Raw genomic sequence first — 25,685 nt, forward strand, 5'->3', positions numbered from 1 at the left:
CCATGAAGGGTGCGACGCGCTACGTAAAGGACGATATGTGGGCAATCCTCATTTCAATCCACGCACCCATGAAGGGTGCGACTGGGGTCATCGTTGGAACAAAGGGGGTATTAAATATATTTCAATCCACGCACCCATGAAGGGTGCGACATCCCGTTCTAGGCAATAAACATTTTCATTTTTTGATTTCAATCCACGCACCCATGAAGGGTGCGACACCTGCCCCAGCGGTCCAACGCGGGTTACAATGTCGATTTCAATCCACGCACCCATGAAGGGTGCGACGGCGCCCGTTGCCCGCACTGCCAGGGCGAAACAGTAATTTCAATCCACGCACCCATGAAGGGTGCGACCTGGACAGGCGGACCGGGCCAAGCGGGCCTTTCAGGATTTCAATCCACGCACCCATGAAGGGTGCGACGAAGATCTATACATCTTCGACGAAATCTATCAGCAATTTCAATCCACGCACCCATGAAGGGTGCGACAAAATAGGATCTACCAAGGCGTTGACGATAGGGCTATTTCAATCCACGCACCCATGAAGGGTGCGACTCGACGTTCATCCGGGCCGCGCAAGCAATCGTGCGATTTCAATCCACGCACCCATGAAGGGTGCGACAGTCTTCAAATTAACTCAGTCATCGCCTGCTTTTCTATCATCTATATTGCGAACTGAGAGAAAGCCAATCTAATTTTTTGAGTTAATTATCTGGATATTGCTTAATTTTATAGAAAGTAAGGCCTGCGCGGAACCCCGATATATTTTATGTGTGATGCCGCTTCGCACCACTTTCTCTCTATAAATCAGTCTTGACAGAGTTCGGTATGACCGGGTTACATATACGGATAGCCAAGATGCCCTGTCTTAATTCGGTAATCTATTTTATATGGTTAGTATACCTCTTTCACCATAGAAAATCAATATATAATTCTGTAATGTTGACTAGTAATTTAATAGCTATAGAAAAAACCTGCCGCAGGGTTAGCATACGGCAGGTTTCCACCTCACTTACTATTCAACGTTACAATTTCAATCCACGTCCTTGTGGAATCCACAAAAACGACAATTATATTATACCATAAAATCCAGTATCGACGCGACTTAGTTGTTGTTTAAGTTAAACCTTAAACTTAAACGTTTATTGGAATTATTTCAAAAAATATTATGTTTTATTCTTGACTTTATTAAGCGATGATGCTATTATAGCACCATCAACTGATAAACGTCACAAACGCGATGACGCAAAATAGTACGTCTGAGTCTATCGTTTCCAGAGAGCTGCCGGCTGGTGTGAGGCAGTATCGATTCCGGACCGAACTCATTGCTGAGCGGAAAGGCTGAATGAAGTAGGCCGATACGGGAACTCCCGTTACAGAGCGTGGATATCGCCATGGCCGTATCCGAGAGTGCATCCATAAAGGATGAAACAGAGTGGTACCGCGGAAGGATTACAACGCCTTTCGTCTCTCTTCAACGCTTCGTGCAGAGAGACGGAAGGCGTTTCGTTTCTCTCCATTGTCCTAAAAGGAGGAAAATCTTATGGCTAACATTTCATCAATCAAAGCCGCTTCACTGAGCATGTGTTTTTCCGTCGGTGCCGTCTTATTCAGTTCTCACGCCGGCGGCGGTTTCGCTACGGGCAACCAGGAAAACGTCTATTTCGTCAGCCTCGGCTGGCTCGGCCCGATTACGGCTATCATAACCATGCTGCTGTTCACGCTGACCATCAAGGAAGCCATGAACATGTACAATTCCCGTCACCTCACGAGCTACCGTCAATTATTCCAGAACTTATACAGCCCCTTCAAAGGCATTGAATACCTCTTCGAAGCATTCTTCTATATCATGGTCTTAATGGCCGTATCGGCTACGATTTCCGGCGCCGCCTCGGCCATCAATGCCCAGACGGGCCTCAATTATTACGCCGGTATCGGCATCGTCGGCACGATCATCTTCTTCCTGACCATATTCGGTGCCGGCCTGGTACGTCGGGCCACGACCTACATGGGCATGGCCATCTTAGCCATGGTCATCATGATTTTCTCCGTCGGCATCTACATGGGCGGTTCCATTGAAGGGACGCAGTTCTTCACGGCTGCCATGGCCCAGGATTTCGCCACGAACGGCTTCAGCAAAGTACCGACAGCCATTCTCCACGCTTTCACCTATTCCGGTTTCCAGTGCGTCGTCATCCCGACGATGATCGTCGTCGGCACGCCCTTAGTCACCCGTAAGAACTGTGCCACGTCCATGTGGTTCTCCTTCGCCATGAACGCCATCGCCCTGACCTTAGCTGTCTGCATGCTCTTAGGCTGGACCGGCATCTACGGCAAATCGCCCTTACCGACCCTGACCAGCTGCAAAGCCATGGGCATGTCCTGGCTGACCATTGCCTACAGCGCCTTCTTACTGCTGTGCCTCATCTCGACAGGTGTCACGACGGTCTTCGGTTTTACGGCCCGCTTCTCGGAAACGAAATGCCTGAAGAAAATCAGCCGCAGCACCGTTACCCGCTCGGCTATCGTCACCTTATTCATCATCATCGCTTCCATGACCGTCTCCGTCGCCGGCCTGACCAACATCATCAAATACGGCTACGGCTATTGCGGTTACTTAGCCATCGCCATCATCATCGTTCCCTTCCTGACCATCGGCCGCTACAAAAACAAACGCTATGCCGCTGACAGCGAATACCGCGCCCGCATCGACGCCATGAACGAAACCCCTGAAGCTGCCCAGGCATTCCAGCCGACAGCCGAAGCTGCTGGACATTAGAAAAAAGGGACCTCGCATGATGGTAGATGCGGCCTATTTCCCGATAGGAATGGCCTTAAAAAAATGAAAAATCATGGCTCGTGGTTCGTAAAAATCCTGCCATTATACTCGAATAGGCTGTGGTCGAACTTCGCAGCGGGCCGCCCTAACCGGGTCGGCCCCTACGCACAAGGCCATGGGCCGTGTATGTTTTTGCGGCCTGCCACCTGCGATCCGCGACCTGTGATCTGCAGCTGAAAAAGGCCCGTCATATGGCGACGGGCCTTTTTCAGTATCTATGAGGTAAATTTTAGCTGGAGCCTAGCGGATAGAAACGTCTTCGCCGGCGAGGATGCGTTTCATCGTGCGAGCCGGGCACATCTTGCCGCACATAGTGCAGGTACCTTCACATTCCGGTTTGCTCGATTCGTAGTAGCGGCGGGCTTTTTCCGGATCGATGGACAAGGAAATCATCTTGTCGAAGTCGACGTCAACGCGGGCTTTACTCATGGCGTCATCCCATTCCTGGGCACCCGGGATGCCTTTGACCAGGTCGGCAGCGTGAGCTGCGATGCGGGCAGCGATGATGCCTTCTTTGACGTCGTCGACGGTCGGCAGGCGCAGGTGTTCAGCCGGTGTGACGTAGCAGAGGAAGTCGGCACCACAGGAAGCGGCGATAGCACCGCCGATGGCACTGGTGATATGGTCATAGCCCGGTGCAATGTCCGTGACCAGGGGCCCGAGGACGTAGAACGGAGCGCCGTGGCATAGGCGTTTTTCAATTTTCATGTTGGCTGCGATTTCATTGAGGACCATGTGGCCCGGGCCTTCAATCATGACCTGGACGTTATGGGCCCAGGCGCGTTTGGTCAATTCGCCGAGGGTAATGAGTTCTTCAATCTGTGCGGCATCGGTAGCGTCATGGGTACAGCCCGGACGACAAGCGTCGCCGAGGCTCAAGGTGACGTCATATTTTTCACAGATGTCGAGAAGACGGTCGTAGTATTCGTAGAACGGGTTTTCCTGATTGTTCATTTCCATCCAGGCGAAGAGCAGCGAGCCGCCGCGGGAAACGACGTTGGTCAGGCGCGGGTTGTCTTTGATGCGCTGAGCCGTCTTGCGATTCATGCCGCAGTGGATGGTCATGAAGTCGACGCCGTCTTCTGCGTGCTGTTCGACGACGGAGAAAAATTCATCGACGGTAATGTCTTTCAGGTCCTTTTCCAGCATGCCGACAGCATCGTACATGGGGACCGTGCCGATCATGGCCGTAGACATCTTGACCAGTTTACGGCGAAATTCACGGGTCTTGCCGAAGTTGGACAAGTCCATGATGGCTTCGGCTTTCATATCGATGGCATTCTGGACTTTCTGCAATTCTTCTTCATGGTTGTTGTGTTCCGGAGAAACGCCGAGGTTGACGTTGATCTTGGTGCGGCAGTCCTGGCCGACGGCTTCCGGCGACAGACTGGTGTGGACTTTGTTGGCCGGAATGGCGACTTTGCCGCTGGCGACGAGGGCCATGAGTTTTTCGACAGGCATGTGTTCCTTTTCAGCGACGATCTTCATCTGCGGCGTGACGATGCCTTTGCGGGCAGCATCCATCTGTGTTGTGTAATCCATTACTAACATCCTTCCTATACAAAAAAATAATCCAATGCAATAAAAAAAGCTCGCCCTACGGTCTTCCGCAGGTAAGCTTTATAATCCCGTAAAGCTTCCCTACGGCGGCATGATCCGCATCAGGTAAAGGGTCAAGTGTAATCCGTCACTTTTCTCAGCCCGAAGGCTCCCCTAGCTTTTTCTATGTATCTGTGGCTATTATAGTACGCCACGAAAAAAAATGCAACACTTTTGTCATATTTGGCATAGACAAATACGTTATTTGTCCTACATAGACGTACATTCACCGATATGGTATAATGAAACCACATTGAAAAGGAGGTCTTACCTATGAAATATAAACCCTTGAAAGGCCTGGTCGTCGCAGCCATGCTGGCGTCGTCCCTGGTACTCGCTGCCCCGCAGTCCCTGGCAGCTGGCCCGGAACCATCTGTCGTCACCGTCACGGGCTATGCCCAGCAGGAAGTCGCACCGGATACGGCCTATGTCACTATCGGTACGACCAGCACCGATGCCGACGCCCAGCAGGCCCGGACCAAGAACAACCTGGCCATGAATGAAGTGACCAATGCCCTGAAAGCCATGGGCATCCCGGCCGAAAACATGAAGACTACGGGATTCTATATGTCGCCGAACTACGACATGAAAGGCCAGAAAGTCACGTCGTATACGGTAAGCAACAACCTGGAAGTCAAACTGACCGACCTGACCATGGTATCGCAGGTCATCAACAAGGCCGGCAGTCTCGGTGCCAACCAGATCAACAACGTACGTTTCACCAATGAACACGCCGACCAGATCAAAGAAAACCTGATCAAAGAAGCTGTCCACAACGGTCAGCGCGCTGCCCAGGCCGCAGCGGAAGCCGCTGGCAGCCAGCTCGGCGCCGTCAAGGAAATCAACATTTCCGGCACAAGCCCCTCGTATAACCGCGTCTATGCAGCCGGCATGAGCCTGCGGGCCGTCAAGATGGAAGCCGCCGATTCGACGCCTGTCGAAGCCGGCACCAATACCCTCAGCCAAAGCGTCAACTTGACCTATTATTTGCAATAAGCATACATGATTTGCGGGACGCCCTCTGGACGCCCTCTGGGCGTCCCCTACGAGCCACGAACCACGAACCACGAAAAAAAAGGTTTTGTCCTTTGATGACAAAGCCTTTTTTCTTTCCCCAAAATATGCTATGATAATACTGTTCTACCATAATAAAATAAGTTCTGAATCATGGAGGCCAGACAAGATGAAAGAATACACCCCTTTTAAATCCGGTAAAGTACGCGAAGTCTATGACGCAGGTGACAGCATTATCATGGTTGCAACGGACCGCATTTCCGCTTTCGACCATATCCTCAAGAACAAGATCACCAAAAAAGGCGCCATCCTCACGCAGATGTCCAAGTTTTGGTTCGATATGACGTCGGACATCATCCCGAACCACATGATTTCCGTCGACAACGCTGACATGCCGGAATTTTTCCAGCAGGAACAGTTCGTCGGCAACAGTATGAAATGCCAGAAACTGACTATGATTCCCATGGAATGCATCGTCCGCGGCTACATCACGGGCAGCGGCTGGGAAAGCTATCAGAAAGACGGCACCGTTTGCGGCATCAAATTGCCGGCAGGCCTCAAAGAATCAGAAAAACTCCCGGAACCGATCTTCACGCCGAGCACGAAAGCGGAACTCGGTGACCACGACGAAAACGTATCCCTCGAAGAAGGCGCCGCTTTCATCGACAAGACCTTCCCGGGAAAAGGCAAGGAATACGCTGAAAAAATCCGCGATTATACCCTGGCTCTTTATAAAAAATGTGCCGAATACGCCCTTTCCAAAGGCATCATCATTGCCGACACGAAATTCGAATTCGGCCTCGACGACAAAGGCAATATCGTCTTAGGCGACGAAATGCTCACACCGGACAGCTCCCGCTTCTGGCCCCTCGAAGGCTACAAAGCCGGCCAGAGCCAGCCGTCGTATGACAAGCAGTTCGTCCGCGACTGGCTCAAAGCCAACCCGGACAGCGATTATCTCCTGCCCCAGGACGTCATCGACAAGACCATTGCCAAATACAAAGAAGCTTACGAAATGCTTACAGGCAAAGCCTTCGACTAGTGTCTACCAGCTAACGAAAAGGGACTGTGCATGATGGTTTCGACCATCATGCACAGTCCCTTTTGCTTACCACACTTTTACTTGTATCCATTCATCGTTATAGCGTTTATCCCCTTCTTCACCTAAATACTTGTATGTTTCCTGACCAGCGTAAGCTTCTTCCGGCGGGAAGACGACAGGGTTATCTTTATAGTCTTCGTCTTCTTCCATATCCGGAACGGCCGTATTGGGCGTCGAATAGGTCAGGTACTCGAAGTTCTTCAGGGCAATGTCCGGGCGGCTCATGAAATCGATGAATTTATGGGCATTCTCGACGTGTTCGGCGTTCTTGGGGATGACCCACGAGTCGATCCAGAGGTTGGTCCCTTCTTTGGGGATGACGTATTCCAGGTCGCGGTTCTCCAGGATCATGCGCAGGGCTTCGCCGGAAAAGACGACTCCCATGGCCGCTTCGCCGGAGACGAGCTTGTCCTTGACGTCATCGATGCCATAAGCCTGGACCAGGGGCTTCTGGGCAATGAGCATCTCCCGGGCTTCTTGGATCTGCTGGGGATCCGTCGTATTCAGGGAATAGCCCAGGCGCTTCAAGGCGACCATGAAGGAATCGCGCGGCGAATCCTGCATGATGATGTCATTCTTGTATTTCTCTTTCCAGAGGATGGACCAGCTGTCGACGGGTTCATCGACCATGGTCCGGTTGTAGACGATGCCGACAGTCCCCCAGCAATAAGGGACGGCATAGCGGTTGCCGGGGTCGAAGGACTCGGACTGAGTCCAGAACTGCTTGCCGACGTACTGGCGGGCGTTAGGCAGCTGGGAATAATCGAGGGGCTGCAAGAGATCGTTGTGGATCATCTTCTGGATCATGTAGTCCGACGGGCAGATGACGTCATAGCGTTCGGCACCGGCTGCGACCAGGGGATACATGCTCTCGTTGGTATCAAATTCATCCATGACGACGCGGATGCCCGTTTCTTCTTCGAACTGCTTGAGCGTGTCCGGGTCGACATAGTCCCCCCAGTTGTAGACATAGACGACGTTGTCCCCGTCTTCTTCACTTTCCCAGAAGCCACAGCCGCTCAAGGCCAGGATGCAGCAAAGGCCGAGCAGGATCAGGCGGATATATTTCATGACAGACCTCCTACCAGTTCCGTCCCAGGGTCAGGCGCTTGCGGTTGACGATGAGCAAGACGGCGAAGACCAGGACGAAGACGAAGACTAACGTCGAAAGGGCGTACATTTCCGGATGGATGCCCAATTTCAGTTCGGCATAGATTTTCGTCGGCAGCGTATCGATGCCGGCGCCTTTGGTGAAATGAGTAATGATGAAGTCATCGGCAGACATGGTGAAGGCCAGCATGAAGCCTGCCAGGAGGCTCGGCCGCAATTCCGGCAGGACGACGCGGCGGAAAGCCACGAACGGCGTCGCTCCCAGGTCGCGGGCCGCATCATAGCAGCTGCGGTCCAGGGACAGGAACTGGGGCATGATGCACAGGATGACATAGGGCAGGTTGAAGACGACGTGGGCCATGAGGATGGAACCATAACCCAGGCGCAGGCCCATGCCCAAAAAGAGGAGCATCAGGGAAATCCCCGTGACGATGTCCGCATTGAGCAGAGGCATACTGGCCACGCCGAGGAAGACCGATCGCGGTTTGCGGCCCATGCCGCGCAGGGCCATGCAGGTGATGAGGCCCAGGACGGTGGCAATGGCCGCTGACGACAGGCCGATAGTGACGGTGTTCTGCAAGGCGTCGAGGATGCCTTCATTCTGGAAGAGTTCGCCATACCACTGCAGGGTAAAACCCGTCCAGTGACCGCGGTAGCGGCTGGCGTTGAAGGACTGGGCCACGAGGACGCCGATGGGCGCATAGAGGAAGAGGACGACCAGGGCGACGTAGAGTTTCTTCACTTTTTCCATCACTTCTTCACCTGCCCTTCACTGCGGTCGAAATAAGCCGTCACGGCCATGTTGATGACGATGAAGACCATGAGCACCAACGACAGGCCGCTGCCCAGGTGCCAGTCGTAGGCCATGGTAAATTCCTGTTCGACGATATTGCCGATGAGGAGGATCTTATTGCCCCCTAAGAGGCCGCTGATGAAGAACGTCGTCAGCGACGGAATGAAGACCATGGTGATGCCGCTGATGGCACCGGGCAGGGACAAGGGCAGGATGACCTTGGTGAAGGTCTGCCAGGAACTGGCGCCCAAATCGCGGGCAGCGGCGATGACGTTGCCGTTGATCTTGCTCAGGGCCACGTAAAGGGGCAGGACCATATAGGGCAGGAAATTGTAAATCATGCCGATGACGATGGCTGCCGGCGTATTGATGAGGCTCACGTCGGGCAGGGACAAGAGGCGCAGGAACTGGTTGAGGATGCCGTTCTTTTCCAGAATCGTCTGCCAGGCCATGGTCGTCAGCAGGGAATTCATCCACATGGGCAGGATGAAGAGCAGGAACAGGAGCGAGCCCTTTCCCCGCTTCTTCTCAGTCAGGATGAGGCATAGCGGATAGGCCACGATGAGGCAGATGACCGTGCTGATGAGGGCCAGGACGATGGACAATTCCAGGGCCTTCAAGTATTCCCAGTGGGTCATGAGGCTGATATTGGCCAAGGTCATCGCCCCCTGGGCATCGGTCAGGCCGTACCAGGCGATGGCCACGACGGGACAGAAGATGAACAGGACCGCCCAGATGAGGAACGGCGCGGCAAAGAGGTTGCGGATCGCTGCTGAATTAATCATTTTCCATCGCCCTTTCGTCTTCCGATTCCGGTTTATTCATGATCTGGATGTTGAAGGGGTCCACCCAGAGGCTGACTTCGTCGCCAGGCTGGTAGTGCTTCGTCGATTTGACCAGCCATTCGATGCCCCGCGCCTGGATAGTGAGGTTGTAGGTCATGCCTTCGAAGATGGTCTTGGTGACGACGCCGTTGAAACCGCCGTCCTGAGGCGGACGCAGTTCCATGTCTTCCGGCCGGATTTGGACGTCGACAGGCCGGTTGGTCCCGAAGCCGACGTCGACGCAGTCGAAGTCGTAGTCGGCAATGCGCACGAGCTTATCGTGGACCATGAGGCCGTCGACGATGTTGCTGTCCCCGATGAAGTCGGCAACAAAGGCGTTTTCCGGTTCATTGTAGATGTTTTCCGGCGTACCGATCTGCTGGATATAGCCCTGGTTCATGACGACGACCGTGTCGGACATGCTCAGGGCCTCTTCCTGGTCGTGGGTGACGAAGACGAAGGTAATGCCCAGTTCCTCTTTGATCTTGATGAGTTCCAGCTGCATACTGCGCCGCAGTTTGCGGTCCAAGGCGCTCAGCGGTTCGTCCAGGAGCAGGACCCGCGGCTCATTGACGACGGCCCGGGCGATGGCCACGCGCTGCTGCTGGCCGCCGGACAAGTCGACGATGTTGGCGTGTTCATAGCCGTCGAGGTTGACCAGTTTCAGGGCATAGCGGATCTTGTCGCGGATATAATCGCGGGACTTGCCGTGGATTTTCGGACCGAAGGCGATATTTTCGGCGACGTCCATATGGGAAAAAAGAGAATAATTCTGGAACACCGTATTGACCTGGCGCCGGTTCGGCGGCAGCTGGGTGATATCGGCTCCCTCAAAGAGGATGCGCCCTTCATCAGGCGTCTCAAAGCCGGCGATGAGGCGGAGCGTCGTCGTCTTGCCGCAGCCGCTGGGGCCAAGGAGGGTGACAAATTCATTTTCCGAAATCGCCAGGTCCAGGCCGTCTAATACCTTGTGCCCATCATAGGTCTTGGATACGTGCTCCAAGTGAATCAATTCTTTTTCCATTCTCACTTCTCCTTCTATTTATGAATAAGACCGTAAAAAAAGGGAGTCGCATGAGCTCGATGCGAGGTCCCTTTCTCGATATTATTTTCTACGGGTCCCTTCGCCCCATGGCAGGGACGTCGTCCAATAGGACGGACGCGGGTGTTCCGGTGCTACGCGCGCCGCTTTGGTCCGGACCAGAGCGGGTTTGGTGGAACCGACGGATTTCGCCTGGACCTGGGCAGCCTTCTGACTATGCTGTTCATGCCATTCCTTCAGGCTCGGGAAAATCGGCGCTTCCTTTTCCTGCATCGTCATGGCCGACCGCTTATAGGGCTGCATGGCCATGGCTTCATGACCGGCGAGGCGCCAGATTTCCCGCCGCGTCTGTTCGACGGTCTGGACGTAATTCATGGTCTCCGTATAATGCGGGACGCCACGGGCCCGGTCGACGGCACCGGGGCCGGCATTATAGGCCGCTTCGGCATAGACGAAGGGCTTGTCCCACGTACGGTAGCGTTCGACCATCTGGCCGAGGTATTTGACGCCGCCAAAGATGTTCTCCCGCCGGTTGTACGGGTTGACGTTGAGCGAGGCCGCCGTAGCCGGCATGAGCTGGGCGATGCCGACGGCGCCGACACCGGAAACGGCAGAATTGTCGAAATGGCTTTCTGTCGTAAAGACAGCCGTGACCAGGATCGGGTCGACGTCATACATATAGGATGCATCGCAGATATCCTGGGCGATAGCCGCCGCTTCGCTGCCGCGGATATATTTGCTGACCTGGTCGTAGACCATTTCTTCCTGTGTAATGGCCTGGACCGGCGCCAGGGCCATAACAACCAGCAAAAAGGCCGCCATTTTTGTCTTACAGGCTTTGCTAAGTATCAACTTTCACATTCCTCCCCACTCACGACGATACTCTACCTTTTATTATAGCATGGTCGTCAAGCTATCGGCCAATACCTTTTACGTCTGCCCTATTAGGGTTCTGCATCATTGTTCCACGATGCGGAAGACGACGCCTTCGTCGCAGTCGGGACACTGGATGTCCGATGGCCAGAGCGCCCCCTGGCGGCCGGCGAAGACATAGGGATAGAGGGCCTGGAGGGCCGTCATGCAGAGGGCGCCGCTCTTTTCTTTATTGACGACAGGCCCGTCGAAGACGATTTCATCGCCTTCCTTATAGAGATCGCAATGAGATTCGACGACGACTAATTTGACTTTCTTGGCATCCATTATAATACCCCCTTACAGTTCAACAGGAACGAAATCGAAAGCTTCGACGTCGAAGAGTCCCGTATCCAGCAATTTCAGCTTAGGGATGACGGGCAGGCTCATGAAGCACAAGGTCATGATGACGTCGACGTCGGCGCTGACCCCTAGGATATCGTGGGCCTTGGCATAGAGTTCGTCCATCGCCGCATCGACGGCGCCGGCCGGCTGGTCGCTCATGAGGCCGGCAATGGGCAGGGGAATGGCTGCCAGGACCTTTCCGTCCAAGACGATAGCCATACCGCCCTTCTGGGCTTCCAAGGCCTTGACGGCAACAACCATGTCCTTATTCTTCGTACCGGCAACGATGATATTGTGCGAATCGTGAGCTACTGACACGGCGACAGCCCCTCGTTTAAGGCCGTAACCGCGCAGCAGGCCCAGGCCGACGTTGCCCGTGCCGTGATGGCGTTCGACGACGGCGACCTTGACGATATCGGCCTGCGGGTCGTAGATGAAATCGCCGCGGTCGTCGCGCCGGATGGAAGCTTGCCCCTTTTCAGTGACGACGCCTCCCGGCAGGATATCGATGGTCCGGACCTGGTCCGATGTCAGGTGCATCACCAATTTATCTTCAGAAAAGCCGGCAATGCAGACGGAACTGCCGACGGCGCTGTAATCGGCTCGCGTAAAGGGCAGGCTGTACCGGCCTTTTTCGGCTACTTTCCGGCCGCCGATGAAGGTCGCTAGGGCCTTGAAGTCCTTCAAATCCTCGAAGAGGACGATGTCCGCCCGCTTGCCCGGTGCCAGGGCGCCGCGGTCGTCGAAGTGATAGCAGTCGGCGGCGTTGAGGGTCGCCATGGTAATGGCCGCTTCCGGCGACAGGCCGGCGGCGACGCAGAGGCGCAGGTGTTCGTTGAGGTGGCCTTTCTCGAAAATCGTCTTGGGATGAAGGTCGTCCGAGCAGAGCAGAAACCGGCGCAGGTTGGCCGGCGTCACGGCCTTGACCAGGTTGGGCAGGTCATGGCAGGCCGAGCCGTTGCGCAGCATGACATATATACCGGCCTGGAGGCGCGCTTCGACGTCATCCAAGGTGAAACATTCGTGGTCCGTCCGGATCCGGGCCGATGCATAGGCCTGCAGGTCCTTGCCCGAGATACCAGGGCTGTGGCCGTCGATGGGCTTTTTCGCTTCATAGGCGGCGACGAGCTTGTCCAGGACGGCATCGTCGCCGTTCAGGATGCCCGGGCAGTTCATAAATTCGCCGACGCCGAGGATGCGGTCGTCTGCCAGGGGCCCTTTCATATCGTCGGCTTCCAGCACAGCGCCGCTGTGGTCGAACGGCGTCGCCGGGACGCACGACGGCACCATGAAGCGGATGTCCAGGGCCGTCTTTTCTGCGGCTTCCATCATGTAGCGCAGGCCGGCCAGGCCGCAGACATTAACGATTTCATGCGGGTCGGCGACGACGGTCGTCGTCCCCAGAGGTACGACGAGGCGGCCGAACTCTTCCGGGCTGACATAAGACGACTCGATATGGATATGGCTTTCGATGAGGCCCGGTGCAGCATAAGCCCCATGGGCCTCGATGACTTCCCGTCCTTCATAAGGGCCGCCGACGCCGGCGATGACCCCGTCAGCCACGACGATATCCCCGGTCCGGATGGTCTGTGTATAGACGTCGACGATCCGGCAGTCCTTGAGGACGACGTCCCCCGGTTCCAGGCCCCGGGCTACGGCAATGCGCCGTTTTAAAAGATTCCCTGTCATAGTCATAAAGTGCTCCTTCCCTTCGGCAAAGGCGTAAATTTTTTTCTTTCGGACTCATTGTATCATAAATTTCCTTTTTTTGACAAAATAGTTGCTCAAAAAGGCAGAACCCCCTATAATAATTATATTCAGTTGATGTCCGTCGTCTTTTTGGCTTTATGTGTGTACATGTATGGGTATCAACTTGTTTCATTTCAAAAGGAGTGTGAATGTATTATGGAAAACCAACCGTCCTTTCTCGACCGGTTCTTTCACCTGAGTGAAAACGGCACGACGGTCCGCACGGAAATCCTGGCTGGCATCACGACGTTCATGACCATGGCCTACATCCTGGCCGTCAACCCGACCATCATGAGTGCCGCCGGCATGGACAAAGGCGCCGTCCTCACGGCGACGGCCCTGGCCTCCTTCATCGGGACGCTGTGCATGGCCTTCTTTGCCAACTACCCCTTCGCCCTGGCACCGGGCATGGGCTTGAACGCCTTCTTCGCCTTTACCGTCGTCCTGCAGATGGGCTACACCTGGGAAATGGCCCTGGCCGCCGTCTTCTTTGAAGGCCTGATTTTCATCGTCCTGTCCCTGACCAATGTCCGCGAAGCCATCTTCAACGCCATCCCTATTACCTTGAAGAAAGCCGTCTCTGCCGGCATCGGCCTGTTCATCGCCCTCATCGGCCTGCTGAACGCCCAGATCATCGTCGCCAATCCGGCAACCAAGATTGCCCTGTTCTCGTTCAAACAGTCCGCTGCTACGGGGACCTTCCACACCGTCGGCATTACGGTCCTCCTGGCCATGCTCGGCATCGTCTTCACGGCCGTCCTCATGGTCAAGAAAGTCCGCGGCAACATCCTCTGGGGCATCCTCTTCACATGGATCCTGGCCATCCTCTGCGAACTGACCGGCCTCTACGTCCCCAACCCGGAAATGAAGATGTTCAGCGTCATCCCCGACCTGTCCGGCGGTGCCGCTGCCTTTGCTCCGGCCAGCCTGAGTCCCATCCTGGGCCAGCTCGACTTCAGCCGCGTCTTCAGCCTGGACTTCCTGGTCGTCATGTTCGCTTTCCTCTTCGTCGATATCTTCGACACGTTGGGCACGCTCATCGGCGTCTCGTCCAAGGCCAACATGCTCGATGAACGGGGCCGCCTGCCTCGCATCAAAGGCGCCCTCCTGGCCGACGCCGTCGCCACGACTATCGGGGCAGTCCTCGGTACGAGTACGACGACGACCTTTGTCGAAAGCGCTACCGGCGTCAGCGAAGGCGGCCGCACGGGTCTGACGGCAGTCTGCGTCGCCGTCCTCTTCGCCTTGTCCCTCTTCCTGTCGCCGTTCTTCATGGCCATCCCGGCCTTTGCTACGGCACCGGCCCTGGTCATCGTCGGCTTCCTCATGCTGACCTCCGTCGCCGGCATCGATTTCAATGACTTCAGCGAATCCATTCCGGCATACATCACCATCATTGCCATGCCGTTCTGCTACAGCATCTCTGAAGGCATCTCCTTCGGCATCATCTCGTATGTCGTCATCAACCTGCTCACAGGCAAACGGGAAAAGATTTCCCTCCTCATGTACTGCCTGGCCGTCATCTTCGTCATGAAGTACATTTTCTTGTAAGAGATAGTAGTTCACAAAAAAGGCGCTGTCCTATGAAGACAGCGCCTTTTTTAAGTTTGAAGTTGAAAGTTTGATGTTTGATGTGGATGGGACAAAATAAAAAAACATCGCCTCAAACATCATACATCAAACCTCAAACATTTAAGAAAATGGACCTCGCATGATGGCAGAAGCCTTTGTGCACCCCTATTTCAGCAATCCTTTTTCGGCGATGAAGTCGGAGACCATGTCGGCGGCGGTAGCCGTGATCTTGATGCAGTGCTTGCGGTATTCCGGCGTACCGAAGCTGAGGGTATTGAGGGCCCGGCAGCAGGTGGCGCCGAAGTGCTGTTTGAAGCGGTCATGAAATTCGCTGGTGTATTTATAGACTTCCGGCAAGGGCTTTTCGTCCGGTGTCCGGCGGCCGACGAGGGCGCCGATGACCAGACAGGCCCCGCTCAAAGCGCCGCAGACACAGCCCGACCGGCCGATGCCGCCGCCCATGCCCGAAGCCATGCGGATGGCCACGTCCGGCAACTGGAGGTTCATCGTATCGTTACAGGTCTTGATGACCGATTCGATACAGTTATTGCCCTGCAAATGATACTGTTCTGCTAATTTATATTCTCTTTCCATGAGGATCAATCCTTTCGTAATTAACTCCGGCCTTCGCCGTCCTTGAGATCGTCGGCGATCTTGTGGAGGACCTTCTTGGCCTGCTGACGGCGATGCCAGTACCACAGGCCGCCGTAGACGATGGCGATGACGATGAGGACGATGGTCAGGCGCATAGAATGTTCTTCCATCATGACCAGGTCGTGGCCGACCAGGACTTCGCAGGCTACAGACGGCAATTTGCCGATGAAGCAGCCCAGGATATAGTCGCGGTAGCTGATGCGGCTCAGCGCCCCCAGGGCCGTGACCAGGCCGTTCGGCGAATACGGGACGGCCCGGGCCAGGGTCATGGCCTGCCACGTACTGTAGTGGTCGAGCTTGCTGAGCATGCGGCTCTTCTCGATGACCTTCTTGGCCTTATGGCGGAACAAGGTCCGCATGAAGAAGAAGCTGATGATGACGCCGATAGTCTCGGCCACCCAGGAGACGACGGTCCCGCCGACGACGCCGAAGAGGACGCCGTTGGCCGTGGAAATGAAGATGGACGGCAGGAAGCCGACGATGTTGATGACGATGTCGATGATCATGCTGACCAGGACGGCCCAGGCGCCGAAGGAGCGCAGGTAGTCGATGGTCCCCTGCATATTGCCGCTCGTCGACAGCTGCCAGACCGTGCGGTAAAAGTCAGGGATGGCCACATAAATCGCGGCCAGCATGATCACTAAAACGGCAAAGAAAGCGATTTTGATATGTGTTTCATGAATCTGCTGCGTAGTCATTCGGATGCCTCTTTCTATTTTCGTTCCTGCATCTTGGCCATTTCGGCAATCTTATCGTGCTTGAGCTTGGTCAGGTACATGGACCCGCCGATGATGAGCACGCCGCCGGCAACGGTCAGGCCCGTCAGGATTTCGCCAAAGATGACGAAGCCCCAGAGGGCGTTGAAGAAGACGCCGATATAGGAAACGAAGCTGACGACGACGGGATTGGCCGTCGCATAAGCATTGGTCATCCAGATCTGGGCGATGACGCTGAACAACGCCAGGCCGCCATAATAGATCCAGTCGCCATGAGCCGGCATGACGAAGCCGCCGGTCAGGGCCATGAGGACGATGCCGGCCAGGGCGGCACAGACCAGGAAGTACAGGACGACTTCATACGGGTGATGACGGCCGGAACCGGTGAGCTTGCTCACCGTCGTATAGGCACCGGCGGCAAAGACGGCCTGCCCCAGGGCGAACAGGGAATAGACGTTGAAGGACGAAAAATTCCAGGGCCGGACGACGAGGCAGCCGCCGATGAAGATGATGAGCAGCGGCAATTTCGACCCAGGCGGCAGGACTTCCTTTAAGAAAAGCGCCGCGAAGAGCATGACGAAGAACGCCGACAACTGGGAGATGATGGATACGTCGGCCAAGGGCATGCCGCGGAGGGCATAGAAGATGCAGATCATGCCGATGCCGCCGAGGACACCGCGCAGGGTCAGCGTCGGTATGTCCTGCTTCGACAGATGTACATGCTGGATGCGCATGAGCCCCAATATCAGAAGGGCACTGAGGAAGCCGCGGAAGAACGCGATTTCCCCAGTGCTCGTCGTATAGGACAATTCTTTTACGATGACATTCTGGATACTGAAGGCCAGGGCCGATAAGATAGCGTAAATAACCCCTTTACTCAAACCAAAGGCCTCTTTTCCTAGTGCTTGGCAGCAATGGCGTCGACAAAAGCCAGGACGGCTTTCTTCATGTCTTCTTTGTCGATGGAATCGCTGAAACGGACCGGTTTGTCCTTGAGATCAGCCAGGGGCTTGGGCAGGGCAATGCCCGTGACGCTGCTGATGTCGGCCAGCATGTCGAAGGGATCATCGCTCTGGCGCAGGGCCAGGGCTTCGCAGATGACCGGCGGGAATTTATAGGGATGAGCCGTCGCCATGACGACAGTGTGGCGGCCTTCGTCCAGGCCCTGGCGGTGGCGGTTCATGCCGACGCCGTAAGCGACCGCCGTATGGGGATCGAGGAGATAGCCAAAATCATTGTAGACGTGGTTGATGACGGCCTTCGTTTCGTCATCGTCGATCCAGCCGCCTTCAAATTCCTGGCGGAGGGTCTTCAATTCCGCTTCCGAAACGCTCATCTTCCCCGTTTCCAGCAGGTCTTTTTCCCACTGGGCGACCTTTTGGGCATTCTGGCCGGCGACGTAGAACAAGAAGCGTTCAAAGTTGCTCGACAAGAGGATGTCCATAGACGGGCTCGACGTCGTATAGAAATCGCGGTTCATATCGTAGACGCCGGTTTCAAAGAAGTCGGCCAGGACCTTGTTCTGATTGGATGCACAGATCAGTTTGCCAATGGGGATGCCCATTTTCTTGGCGAAATAGCCGGCCAGGATATTGCCGAAATTCCCTGTCGGGACGATGACGTCGAATGTTTCGCCTTCGCTGATGGCGCCATTATCGACGAGGGAGACATACGTCGATACATAGTAAGCGACCTGCGGGAACAAGCGGCCGATGTTGATGGAGTTGGCGCTGGAGAAGAGGACGCCTTTTTCGTTGGCATAGGCATTGACTTCGGCGCTGGTGAAAACGCGTTTCAAGAAGCTCTGGGCGTCGTCGAAATTGCCGTAAATGGCCGAAACCTTGACATTGTCCCCTTCCTGCTTCTGCATCTGCTGCTTCTGCATGGGGCTGACGCCTTCGCTGGGATAAAAGACCATGATATTCGTACCGGGTACATCTTTGAACCCTTCCAGGGCGGCTTTACCCGTGTCGCCGCTGGTCGCCGTCAGGATGAGGATATCCCGGTCTTCTTTTTCCTGCTTCTTGGCCGCCGTCAGCAAGTACGGGAACAACGACAGGGCCAGGTCCTTGAAGGCCAGCGTCCGGCCGTGGAACAGTTCGGCAATGGACAAATCCGTATCGATGGAATGGAGCGGTACGATGCGGTCATCGCGGAAAGTCGTATCATTGTAGGCCGAAGCGATCATCTGCTTCCGTTCTTCCGCCGTGAAATTCGTAAAGAAATGGGACAAGACGGCTTCGGCGATGTCCTGATAGGATTTGCCGGCCAGGTCTTTATAAGACAGGACATTTTCCGGGAATGATTCCGGTACATAAAGGCCTCCGTCAGCAGCCAGCCCATGCAAGAGTGCATAAGACGGCGAAACACATTCGTCAGATCGTGTACTTCTAAAATTCATCGATAAAATCCCCCTTTTTGGCTAACCTCATAGAATGGCTATAAGTAGTTCTATTATAATGGGAAATCCCCATATTGTCCACTGTTCCTCAAGGACTGACGGGCATTTTCCGCTTATCTTTCGGCCCCGGCGTCTCTTTGTTTTACCAGTAATCTGTAGTATAATGGAAAGGTAAACGATAAACTTGATAAGCATCCGCAGAAATGAGGTATACCATGGAAAAATTAGCCATCATCGACATGGGCTCTAACTCCATCCGCTTTGTCGTCATGCAGATTGCCGACAACCAGTCCTATTCCCTGCTCTACCAGGAAAAGGAAGCCATCCGCCTGGGCCACGGCCTGAGCCAGACCGGGGTCATCAGCGAAGAAGGGGTGCAGCGGGCCCTGACCTGCCTGCACGTCTATAAACACATCATGGAAGTCATGGACATCCATGAATGCCGGGCTGTCGCGACAGCAGCCGTCCGCAATGCCAGCAACGGCGAAGCCTTCTTGCAGCGCATCAATGCGGAAACGGGCATCACGATGGAAGTCATCAGCGGCGAACGCGAAGCGTACTTGGGTTATCTCGGCGTCATCAACACCATTGCCATGAAAGATTTCCTCATCTTCGACCTGGGCGGTGCCAGCGTCGAAATGACCTTGGTCCGCAATGGCGAAGCCGTTCATTCTCTGTCGGTCCCCATCGGCGCCGTCACGCTGACTGAAAAATTCGGCACCCAGGGCAACCCGGACGCCGACGCCATTGCCAGCCTGATGAAATTCGTCCGCAAAAAAATGGCCGCCGTCCCCTGGATCCAGGACATCCACCTGCCCATCGTCGGCATCGGCGGCACAGCCCGTAATTTCGCCAAGATGGACCAGCGGGCGACGAATTACGAATTGTCGAAGCTCCACAACTACATCATGCCCTTGGACCACTTCGAAGGCCTGTACCAGGAAATCACGACGCGGACCAGCGCCAACCGCAAGAAAATCGCCGGGCTGTCCAGCGAACGGTCAGACCTCATCGTCGCTGGTGCTGCCGTCATCAAGACCATCTTCGACATGACGGGCAGTCCGGAAATGGTCGTCAGCGGCTGCGGTCTCCGCGAAGGCTTGTTCTATGAATATTATGCCTCCTACTGCCACCTGCCCTCGCCTCGCTTCGACGACATCCTCGATTTCAGCGTCAAGAACTTCCTCGGGACCCTGAGCGGCGTCATCATCAACCAGGCCCACTACGACCAGGTCACGCGCATCGCAACGCAGCTCTTCGACCAGCTCCAGCCCCTTCACGGCTATGGCCCGCGGGAACGCCTCTTATTGCAGACGGCAGCCCGCATGCACGACGTCGGCAAGATTGTCAACTTCTACAATCACGCCCGCCACTCGGCCTTCATGATCGCCCACGCTCCGCTCTACGGCCTGACCCAGGTCGAACAGATCATTACCGGCTTCATCGCCGGCTTCCACCACGGCATCAGCCGCAAAATCATCCGGGCCTACCGCTATGCCAACATGGCCTCGGCTGAAGACTGGATTATGATCCGCAAGCTCTCGACCATCCTGGCCCTGGCCGAAGCGTCGGACCTGACGTATGAACAAATCGTCACCAACGTCGAAGTCACGCTGGCCGAAAACGTCGCCGTCATGATCCTCACGACGACACCGGGCTCGACATACAACGCGGCCGACTACGAAATGAAACAACTGAGCAAACAATTCAAAAAAGAATTCGGTGCCTCCCTGCTCCTCGTCTGGAAATAAGGGTGCCGGGTGAAAAAGGCGCTGTCCTATGAAGACAGCGCCTTTTTGTGTTTGAAGTTGAAAGTTTGATGAAGGAGCCTCGCATGATAGCAGAAGCCTTCGTGCGACAGGGCCCTTTTTCTCTTATCGCCGCGTCATATCGGCGGCGGTGACGTCGGGATGGTGGTACTGGTCTTCGGCGAGGACCTTTTTTCCATGGACGGTGACGGCCTGCTGGGGACACCAGTGGACACAGGCCAGGCAATGGCTGCAATGGGACCCGATGACGGCTCGTTTGGCCGTACAGATGATATTGCTCACGGGGCAGATGCGGGCACAGAGGCCGCAGGCAATGCAGCGGTCCCCGTCGACGGAAGGCGTCAGCCAGCGTTCCCCGGCACGGCGGACCAGGCCCAGGTTCATGAGCCAGGCCGATGCAGACGAACGGATGGCGTCGGTATCCCGGATCTGCCTGCGTATCTTATCGGCGGCAGCGGCAATCAGCTCATCGGCGTGGTCCAGGCGGTTCGTGTCGTAGCGGATATGGCGGCGCGACGCGATGGTGCTGTTGGCGATCATCGGCAAGACGGCGCCATACGACAAGGCACACTGCTGGCGCTGCAAAATCCGGTCCATCGTCTTGAGCGCCCGGCCGGCCGTACTGCCGCAGGTGGCGATGCCATAGAAATACGTCGATTTCTGGAACCGGACTTGTCTGATGAAATCCTGTACGGGGTCAGGAAGGTCCCCGAAATAGACGGGAAAGACGAAGCCGATGATGCGGTCCTGGATGCGCTGGCACCGTTCGTGGATAGCCGAAATGGGCACCGCCGTATCACCGGTCAGTTCAGCCAGTTTCTTGGCCACATATAATGAATTTCCCGTTCCTGAAAAGTAAAGAATCATAAGGCTCACCTCAGAGACCGCACTGCAAATTTCCCTTTTGCAGACGGACGGTATTTTACATCCATTATAGCATGAAACCCTGTCATTTGTCTTGATACATTTGTCTTTACACGTATCCGCGTTCACAAAGGCTGACGAAAGTCCCGTCGCCGATGATGATATGGTCGAGGACGGGGATTTCCATGATCTGGCCGGCATCGGCAATGCGCTGGGTGACGACGATGTCCTCGTGGCTCGGTTCAGGGTTCCCCGACGGGTGGTTGTGGACCAGGACGACGGCTGCCGCATTGTAACGCAAGGCATAGCGGAAGACTTCCCGCGACTTGGCCAGGCTGGCATTGATCGTGCCGATGGTCAAAGTCCGATAGGCGATGAGCTGGTTCTTCGTCGATAAATAGACGGCGCCGAACTGTTCCTGCGGCAAAAAGCGCAGGTCTTCCATGACATAGCCGGCAATGGCCTGGGGCGTACTGAAATCGGGTGCCGCTTCCTTGACATGCTGCCGGGAAATGCGCCGTCCCAGCTCGACAGCGGCACAGACCGTGACGGCCTTGTCCGTCCCGATACCGGGAATCTGGCAGAGGTCACCGATACTGGTATCGCTGAGATAACAAATATTTTCCCCTGGCAGGGAATGGAGGACCTGCCGCGACACATCGAGGACGGATTGTCCCTTCGTACCCGTCCGCAATAAAATCGCCAGCAAATCCTGATCGGTCACAGCGGCCGGGCCGTGACGGAGGAATTTTTCCCGCGGTTTCTCACAAACAGCGAGGCTGCGGAAAGGATCGCTCATACATGGACCTTGGCCTTGTGGAACAACTTGCATACCTGGGACAAGGGCAGGCCGACGACATTGGTATAGGAACCGTTGATTTTATCGACGAAAGCCGCAGCCCGGCCCTGTATGCCATAGGCACCGGCTTTGTCCAGCGGTTCCCCGGAAGCGACATAGGCTTTGATTTCCTTTTCACTGAGCCGTCGGAACCAGACCTTCGTTTCGACGACCTTCGTGTATTCCTTGTGGCCATTGATCAGAGCGATGCCCGTATAGACGGAATGTTTCCTTCCCGATAATTCGCGGAGCATCTCGATGGCCGCCGCTTCATTCTTGGGCTTGCCCAGCATTTCCCCATCGATGGCGACGATCGTATCGGCCCCCAGGACCCACTGGCCCGGGAATTTCTCGGCTACATCGCGGGCTTTCCCCAGAGCCTGGGCCTGGACGTATTTTTCCGGGTCCTTCTTTTTCGGCGATTCTTCATTATACGTACTCGGATTGACCATATAGGCGACGCCGATTTGCGTCAACAGTTCGCGGCGACGGGGCGAACCAGAAGCTAAGATAAGCATGTAATCCCTCCTAAATTACTGAAGATGACGGAAGAGGATGGCTGCCAGGATGACGCCGATGATGCTGAGCATGTTCGGAGCCAGGTGGATGCCAAACTGCAATTCCATGAGATAAAGATTGAGGTGAATATTCTGGATATTCAAGATTTCATAATGCTGCGTCAGCGCCGGCAGGATGCCCTTCAGGGCCGGGACCGCATACAACGCTTCCCCGACGATACCACCGAGGATGCCGCCGACGATGAGAAAGATAAAAAAGAACAGCAGGCTGTGTGAACCAGGGGTTTTCATGGACTACCTCCATTATACACGAAAGATACGAAGGGGCCGCCCTTTCTCATGAAATTCTAATCCATTCTGAGAAAGGCAGCCCCTTTTTTAATAAATGACCTTATTGATTTTTCTTTTTCTGCATTTTAGCCCACGTATCGCGGAGGCCGACGATGCGGTTGACGACGAAATGGTCTGCCGTCGTATCGGGATCAATGACAAAATAGCCCTGGCGCAGGAACTGGAACTTATCACCTACGTGGTACGTTGCCAATGCCTTTTCAGCCTTGCTGTGATATACATCGAGGCTGTGGGGATTGATCTGGTCGAGGAAATCCTTGCTTTCCCCTTCTTCTTCGCTGCCATCGTCCTTGAGGAGATAATCATAGACGCGGGTTTCGACATCGACAGCGTCTTCTGCGTTGACCCAGTGCAGAGTCCCTTTGACCTTGCGGTTGGCGTTGGCACCACTGCCGCTCTTGCTTTCCGGATCATACGTGCAGTGCAGTTCGACGATGTTGCCGTCTTCATCCTTGATGACTTCTTCGCACTTGATGATGTACGCATATTTGAGGCGGACTTCCTTGCCCGGAGCCAGGCGGAAGAATTTCTTGACCGGTTCTTCCATGAAGTCATTGCGTTCGATGTAGAGGTTCTTGCTGAACGTCATTTCACGCGTGCCCATGGCTTCATTCTCCTGGTTGTTGTCGGCTGTCATCGTTTCCGTCTTGCCGTCGGGATAGTTGGTGAGGACGACCTTGATCGGGTCGATGACCGTCATCAGGCGCGGTGCTTTCAGCTTCAAGTCTTCGCGGATGCAGTATTCCAAGAGAGAAATATCGACCAGGCTGTCAGCCTTGGCGACGCCGATGCGTTCGCAGAAATCACGAATCGATTCCGGCGTATAGCCGCGGCGGCGGATACCGGAAATGGTCGGCATACGCGGGTCATCCCAGCCGCTGACGATGCCCTTTTCGACGAGGAGACGCAGTTTGCGCTTGCTCGTGATCATGTTGGTGACATTCAGGCGGGCAAATTCGATCTGCCGCGGTTTCTGGCCTTCCGGATCGTCCCAGTCTTCGAGGACCCAGTTGTACAGCGGACGATGGGCTTCAAATTCCAGCGTGCAGATAGAATGTGTAATGCGTTCGATGGCGTCCGATACAGGATGAGCGAAGTCGTACATCGGATAGATGCACCACTTGTCGCCCGTCCGGTGATGCGAAGCATGGACGATACGGTAAATGACGGGGTCGCGCATATTGAGGTTCGGGCTGGCCATATCGATCTTGGCGCGCAGGACCTTTTCCCCATCGGCATACTTGCCGTCCTTCATTTCTTCAAAGAGCTGGAGATTTTCTTCGACACTGCGGTTGCGGTACGGGCTTTCCTTCCCCGGCGTATTGAACGTGCCGCGGTATTCGCGGATTTCATCGCCCGACAGGTCATCGACATAAGCCTTGCCCAGGCGAATCAATTTCTTGGCATATTCATAGAGCTTATCGAAATAATCCGAAGCATAGAACATGCGGTCATCCCAATCGAAACCGAGCCATTTGACATCGCGCTTGATCGATTCGACATATTCCGTATTTTCCTTGGACGGATTGGTATCATCAAAACGGAGATTCGTCAGTCCGCCATATTTCTTGGCAATGCCGAAATTCAGGCAAATCGACTTGGCGTGGCCGAGGTGGAGATAGCCATTCGGTTCCGGCGGGAAACGGGTATGGACCCGCTTGCCATATGTATTCTTTTCGTTGTCTTCATCGATAATATTTTCAATAAAATTCTTGGTCGTTTCGTTATCCATCGATGCAACTCCCTTTCATATATGTATAAATGCCTTCAATATCACATTATACCGTGATTTACACCTATTTGGCAACCATTTTAGAGGGATTTGTGATGAGAGGCTGGTCCCGCCCGGAGCCATTGCAAATATGTCATATTCCGAGTACAATAAAGGTAATACGACTTAGGAGGTAATATACGTTATGCCTAGTGCAATGAGTATTCATTTTGAATCGGATCATCCTTTTATCGCCGTTCCTTTGGAATGTGAAACCATTGAGGATTTGCAGGACCGGATCGACGAAATTTTGAAGAAACCTTATGACATGATTGCTTTTGATGCCGGCCTCTTCAACGGCACCATCAATTTGTCCCAGCTCTGGAACGCCTTGTTATTCATCGCCCGTGACGCAGAACAGCCGTCAGTACTCTTTTCCTGCGATAAGAGCAAGCTGCCGGAAATGTATCAGACCGACAACGATTATGCCACGATTCTGCGCTTTGCCATCCGCTCGGCCCTCATCGACGCGGTCAAAATCGAAGGCAGCCTCGACGAAGATGATATCGACGATATCGCCGGCCAGGCCGTCGACCTGGGCAGTGTCCCCATCATCGTCATCCGTGCTGACCAAGGCGCAAAGGCCGATGAATTAGTCCAGAAGATGGAAAGCCGCTGGGATTTGGAAGCCAAGACCTTTGAACTGGCCGTCCCCGTCCAGACTCAGGAAGACATCCAGGCCCTGGAAGATGCGGCCAAAGCCTTCCACGAAGCCCATCATGACGCAACGGTCATCCCCCATCCTATCGGCAAAATTGCCAAGGAAGCCATGCTCCGCGGCGACACCTTCGGCGCGCCCCTGCTCTACACGACAGACGGCGAAGAAACAGAAACGTTGCCGACCAGTACAGCTATCCACAAACTGCTCCATCCGGAAGAATGATAGAAAAAAGGGCTTGTCG

23 protein-coding genes, 1 CRISPR repeat array, 1 riboswitch and 1 other annotated feature (1 of these 26 cut by a window edge) are annotated in these 25,685 nt (G+C 54.8%); of the genes, 6 read left to right on the plus strand and 17 right to left on the minus strand.

Going from position 1 to position 25,685, the window contains the following annotated elements; translation table 11 throughout:
- A CRISPR array of direct repeats spans nucleotides 1-622; the repeat unit is 32 nt; unit sequence ATTTCAATCCACGCACCCATGAAGGGTGCGAC; it begins 953 nt to the left of the window's first position.
- A gap of 609 nt (nucleotides 623-1,231) precedes the next feature.
- Nucleotides 1,232-1,475: a binding site (T-box leader), on the plus strand.
- A gap of 68 nt (nucleotides 1,476-1,543) precedes the next feature.
- Nucleotides 1,544-2,779, plus strand: coding sequence for a hypothetical protein (locus tag NOS26_RS11125; protein ID WP_072981950.1), 1,236 nt, complete (start codon nucleotides 1,544-1,546; stop codon nucleotides 2,777-2,779).
- A 300-nt stretch (nucleotides 2,780-3,079) separates the two neighbouring features.
- Here NOS26_RS11125 and thiC read toward each other — a convergent pair whose 3' ends face one another.
- Nucleotides 3,080-4,381, minus strand: a complete 1,302-nt coding sequence (thiC, locus tag NOS26_RS11130; protein ID WP_014016543.1) for a phosphomethylpyrimidine synthase ThiC — start codon at nucleotides 4,379-4,381, stop codon at nucleotides 3,080-3,082.
- A gap of 79 nt (nucleotides 4,382-4,460) precedes the next feature.
- Nucleotides 4,461-4,564, minus strand: a riboswitch (TPP riboswitch).
- A 147-nt stretch (nucleotides 4,565-4,711) separates the two neighbouring features.
- Here thiC and NOS26_RS11135 point away from each other — a divergent pair.
- Together NOS26_RS11135 and NOS26_RS11140 are read left to right on the plus strand one after the other, a co-directional pair.
- Entirely contained in the window at nucleotides 4,712-5,434 is a 723-nt protein-coding gene (locus NOS26_RS11135) for an SIMPL domain-containing protein (protein WP_027895023.1), read from the plus strand.
- 187 nt (nucleotides 5,435-5,621) lie between these two features.
- A complete protein-coding gene (locus tag NOS26_RS11140; protein WP_014016541.1) occupies nucleotides 5,622-6,494 on the plus strand; it encodes a phosphoribosylaminoimidazolesuccinocarboxamide synthase in 873 nt (290 codons plus the stop codon).
- A gap of 66 nt (nucleotides 6,495-6,560) precedes the next feature.
- On the opposite strand, the gene NOS26_RS11145 is transcribed toward NOS26_RS11140, so the two are convergent.
- The 7 genes from NOS26_RS11145 to ade form a co-directional block, all read right to left on the minus strand.
- Nucleotides 6,561-7,625: an ABC transporter substrate-binding protein gene (locus NOS26_RS11145; protein WP_014016540.1), complete on the minus strand. Its 1,065-nt coding sequence runs from the start codon at nucleotides 7,623-7,625 to the stop codon at nucleotides 6,561-6,563.
- 10 nt (nucleotides 7,626-7,635) lie between these two features.
- Nucleotides 7,636-8,415, minus strand: a complete 780-nt coding sequence (locus NOS26_RS11150; RefSeq protein WP_022497815.1) for an ABC transporter permease — start codon at nucleotides 8,413-8,415, stop codon at nucleotides 7,636-7,638.
- The gene (locus NOS26_RS11155) at nucleotides 8,415-9,242 is read right to left on the minus strand and encodes an ABC transporter permease (RefSeq protein WP_054336761.1); all 828 of its coding nucleotides are present in this window, start codon (nucleotides 9,240-9,242) and stop codon (nucleotides 8,415-8,417) included. The genes NOS26_RS11150 and NOS26_RS11155 overlap by 1 nt, the downstream gene beginning before the upstream one ends.
- Nucleotides 9,235-10,305 carry an ABC transporter ATP-binding protein gene (locus NOS26_RS11160; protein WP_022497817.1) on the minus strand — a complete coding sequence of 357 codons (1,071 nt, stop codon included), beginning with the start codon at nucleotides 10,303-10,305 and terminating at the stop codon, nucleotides 9,235-9,237. The genes NOS26_RS11155 and NOS26_RS11160 overlap by 8 nt, the downstream gene beginning before the upstream one ends.
- Nucleotides 10,306-10,386: 81 nt before the next feature.
- Nucleotides 10,387-11,133 (minus strand): lytic transglycosylase domain-containing protein, encoded by a 747-nt coding sequence (locus NOS26_RS11165; protein WP_255917799.1) that lies wholly within the window; start codon nucleotides 11,131-11,133, stop codon nucleotides 10,387-10,389.
- A gap of 147 nt (nucleotides 11,134-11,280) precedes the next feature.
- On the minus strand, nucleotides 11,281-11,523 hold the full coding sequence (locus NOS26_RS11170) for a TIGR04076 family protein (protein WP_022497454.1): 243 nt from the start codon (nucleotides 11,521-11,523) through the stop codon (nucleotides 11,281-11,283).
- Between the two features lie 12 nt (nucleotides 11,524-11,535).
- On the minus strand, nucleotides 11,536-13,269 hold the full coding sequence (gene ade, locus NOS26_RS11175; protein ID WP_074786574.1) for an adenine deaminase: 1,734 nt from the start codon (nucleotides 13,267-13,269) through the stop codon (nucleotides 11,536-11,538).
- A 216-nt stretch (nucleotides 13,270-13,485) separates the two neighbouring features.
- Here ade and NOS26_RS11180 point away from each other — a divergent pair, with 216 nt between their 5' ends.
- Complete coding sequence (locus NOS26_RS11180) at nucleotides 13,486-14,880, plus strand: NCS2 family permease (protein WP_022497012.1); 1,395 nt, start codon at nucleotides 13,486-13,488, stop codon at nucleotides 14,878-14,880.
- 186 nt (nucleotides 14,881-15,066) lie between these two features.
- Here the strand turns inward: NOS26_RS11180 and NOS26_RS11185 are convergent, their stop codons facing one another.
- Genes NOS26_RS11185 through thrC form a run of 4 tightly spaced genes read right to left on the minus strand, consistent with a single transcriptional unit; the run spans nucleotide 15,067 to nucleotide 18,672 of the window.
- Nucleotides 15,067-15,495: a C-GCAxxG-C-C family protein gene (locus NOS26_RS11185; protein ID WP_022497013.1), complete on the minus strand. Its 429-nt coding sequence runs from the start codon at nucleotides 15,493-15,495 to the stop codon at nucleotides 15,067-15,069.
- Between the two features lie 20 nt (nucleotides 15,496-15,515).
- Nucleotides 15,516-16,253, minus strand: coding sequence for a TVP38/TMEM64 family protein (locus tag NOS26_RS11190; protein WP_014016534.1), 738 nt, complete (start codon nucleotides 16,251-16,253; stop codon nucleotides 15,516-15,518).
- 14 nt (nucleotides 16,254-16,267) lie between these two features.
- Entirely contained in the window at nucleotides 16,268-17,152 is an 885-nt protein-coding gene (locus NOS26_RS11195; protein WP_014016533.1) for a DMT family transporter, read from the minus strand.
- A 17-nt stretch (nucleotides 17,153-17,169) separates the two neighbouring features.
- Nucleotides 17,170-18,672 (minus strand): threonine synthase, encoded by a 1,503-nt coding sequence (gene thrC / locus NOS26_RS11200; protein ID WP_014016532.1) that lies wholly within the window; start codon nucleotides 18,670-18,672, stop codon nucleotides 17,170-17,172.
- A 215-nt stretch (nucleotides 18,673-18,887) separates the two neighbouring features.
- Between thrC and ppx the strand changes: the two genes are divergently transcribed.
- A complete protein-coding gene (gene ppx / locus NOS26_RS11205; RefSeq protein ID WP_014016531.1) occupies nucleotides 18,888-20,423 on the plus strand; it encodes an exopolyphosphatase in 1,536 nt (511 codons plus the stop codon).
- 123 nt (nucleotides 20,424-20,546) lie between these two features.
- On the opposite strand, the gene NOS26_RS11210 is transcribed toward ppx, so the two are convergent.
- The 5 genes from NOS26_RS11210 to NOS26_RS11230 all read right to left on the minus strand — a co-directional run bounded on the left by NOS26_RS11210 (nucleotide 20,547) and on the right by NOS26_RS11230 (nucleotide 24,744).
- Complete coding sequence (locus NOS26_RS11210) at nucleotides 20,547-21,308, minus strand: EFR1 family ferrodoxin (protein ID WP_177183649.1); 762 nt, start codon at nucleotides 21,306-21,308, stop codon at nucleotides 20,547-20,549.
- 106 nt (nucleotides 21,309-21,414) lie between these two features.
- A complete protein-coding gene (radC, locus tag NOS26_RS11215) occupies nucleotides 21,415-22,104 on the minus strand; it encodes a DNA repair protein RadC (RefSeq protein ID WP_014016529.1) in 690 nt (229 codons plus the stop codon).
- Nucleotides 22,101-22,661, minus strand: coding sequence for a nucleoside triphosphate pyrophosphatase (locus NOS26_RS11220; RefSeq protein ID WP_014016528.1), 561 nt, complete (start codon nucleotides 22,659-22,661; stop codon nucleotides 22,101-22,103). Before NOS26_RS11220 ends, radC begins: the two co-directional genes overlap by 4 nt.
- A gap of 15 nt (nucleotides 22,662-22,676) precedes the next feature.
- Nucleotides 22,677-22,952, minus strand: coding sequence for a DUF4321 domain-containing protein (locus NOS26_RS11225; protein WP_014016527.1), 276 nt, complete (start codon nucleotides 22,950-22,952; stop codon nucleotides 22,677-22,679).
- A gap of 100 nt (nucleotides 22,953-23,052) precedes the next feature.
- Nucleotides 23,053-24,744 (minus strand): glutamine--tRNA ligase/YqeY domain fusion protein, encoded by a 1,692-nt coding sequence (locus NOS26_RS11230; protein WP_022496873.1) that lies wholly within the window; start codon nucleotides 24,742-24,744, stop codon nucleotides 23,053-23,055.
- Nucleotides 24,745-24,928: 184 nt separating this feature from the next.
- Here NOS26_RS11230 and NOS26_RS11235 point away from each other — a divergent pair, with 184 nt between their 5' ends.
- Nucleotides 24,929-25,666, plus strand: coding sequence for a type I 3-dehydroquinate dehydratase (locus NOS26_RS11235; RefSeq protein WP_014016525.1), 738 nt, complete (start codon nucleotides 24,929-24,931; stop codon nucleotides 25,664-25,666).
- The last annotated feature ends 19 nt before the right edge of the window (nucleotides 25,667-25,685 follow it).

The organism is Megasphaera sp. SC8-1 (assembly GCF_024436295.1).
In the GTDB taxonomy this organism is placed as follows: Bacteria; Bacillota; Negativicutes; order Veillonellales; family Megasphaeraceae; genus Megasphaera; species Megasphaera elsdenii.

What these genes read in the sequence shown, in the direction of transcription:
- NOS26_RS11125 (WP_072981950.1), top strand. Translation starts at nt 1,544, where the DNA reads ATGGCTAACATTTCATCAATCAAAGCCGCTTCACTGAGCATGTGTTTT.
- thiC (WP_014016543.1), bottom strand. Translation starts at nt 4,381, where the DNA reads ATGGATTACACAACACAGATGGATGCTGCCCGCAAAGGCATCGTCACG.
- NOS26_RS11135 (WP_027895023.1), top strand. Translation starts at nt 4,712, where the DNA reads ATGAAATATAAACCCTTGAAAGGCCTGGTCGTCGCAGCCATGCTGGCG.
- NOS26_RS11140 (WP_014016541.1), top strand. Translation starts at nt 5,622, where the DNA reads ATGAAAGAATACACCCCTTTTAAATCCGGTAAAGTACGCGAAGTCTAT.
- NOS26_RS11145 (WP_014016540.1), bottom strand. Translation starts at nt 7,625, where the DNA reads ATGAAATATATCCGCCTGATCCTGCTCGGCCTTTGCTGCATCCTGGCC.
- NOS26_RS11150 (WP_022497815.1), bottom strand. Translation starts at nt 8,415, where the DNA reads ATGGAAAAAGTGAAGAAACTCTACGTCGCCCTGGTCGTCCTCTTCCTC.
- NOS26_RS11155 (WP_054336761.1), bottom strand. Translation starts at nt 9,242, where the DNA reads ATGATTAATTCAGCAGCGATCCGCAACCTCTTTGCCGCGCCGTTCCTC.
- NOS26_RS11160 (WP_022497817.1), bottom strand. Translation starts at nt 10,305, where the DNA reads ATGGAAAAAGAATTGATTCACTTGGAGCACGTATCCAAGACCTATGAT.
- NOS26_RS11170 (WP_022497454.1), bottom strand. Translation starts at nt 11,523, where the DNA reads ATGGATGCCAAGAAAGTCAAATTAGTCGTCGTCGAATCTCATTGCGAT.
- ade (WP_074786574.1), bottom strand. Translation starts at nt 13,269, where the DNA reads ATGACAGGGAATCTTTTAAAACGGCGCATTGCCGTAGCCCGGGGCCTG.
- NOS26_RS11180 (WP_022497012.1), top strand. Translation starts at nt 13,486, where the DNA reads ATGGAAAACCAACCGTCCTTTCTCGACCGGTTCTTTCACCTGAGTGAA.
- NOS26_RS11185 (WP_022497013.1), bottom strand. Translation starts at nt 15,495, where the DNA reads ATGGAAAGAGAATATAAATTAGCAGAACAGTATCATTTGCAGGGCAAT.
- NOS26_RS11190 (WP_014016534.1), bottom strand. Translation starts at nt 16,253, where the DNA reads ATGACTACGCAGCAGATTCATGAAACACATATCAAAATCGCTTTCTTT.
- thrC (WP_014016532.1), bottom strand. Translation starts at nt 18,672, where the DNA reads ATGAATTTTAGAAGTACACGATCTGACGAATGTGTTTCGCCGTCTTAT.
- ppx (WP_014016531.1), top strand. Translation starts at nt 18,888, where the DNA reads ATGGAAAAATTAGCCATCATCGACATGGGCTCTAACTCCATCCGCTTT.
- NOS26_RS11210 (WP_177183649.1), bottom strand. Translation starts at nt 21,308, where the DNA reads ATGATTCTTTACTTTTCAGGAACGGGAAATTCATTATATGTGGCCAAG.
- radC (WP_014016529.1), bottom strand. Translation starts at nt 22,104, where the DNA reads ATGAGCGATCCTTTCCGCAGCCTCGCTGTTTGTGAGAAACCGCGGGAA.
- NOS26_RS11220 (WP_014016528.1), bottom strand. Translation starts at nt 22,661, where the DNA reads ATGCTTATCTTAGCTTCTGGTTCGCCCCGTCGCCGCGAACTGTTGACG.
- NOS26_RS11225 (WP_014016527.1), bottom strand. Translation starts at nt 22,952, where the DNA reads ATGAAAACCCCTGGTTCACACAGCCTGCTGTTCTTTTTTATCTTTCTC.
- NOS26_RS11230 (WP_022496873.1), bottom strand. Translation starts at nt 24,744, where the DNA reads ATGGATAACGAAACGACCAAGAATTTTATTGAAAATATTATCGATGAA.
- NOS26_RS11235 (WP_014016525.1), top strand. Translation starts at nt 24,929, where the DNA reads ATGCCTAGTGCAATGAGTATTCATTTTGAATCGGATCATCCTTTTATC.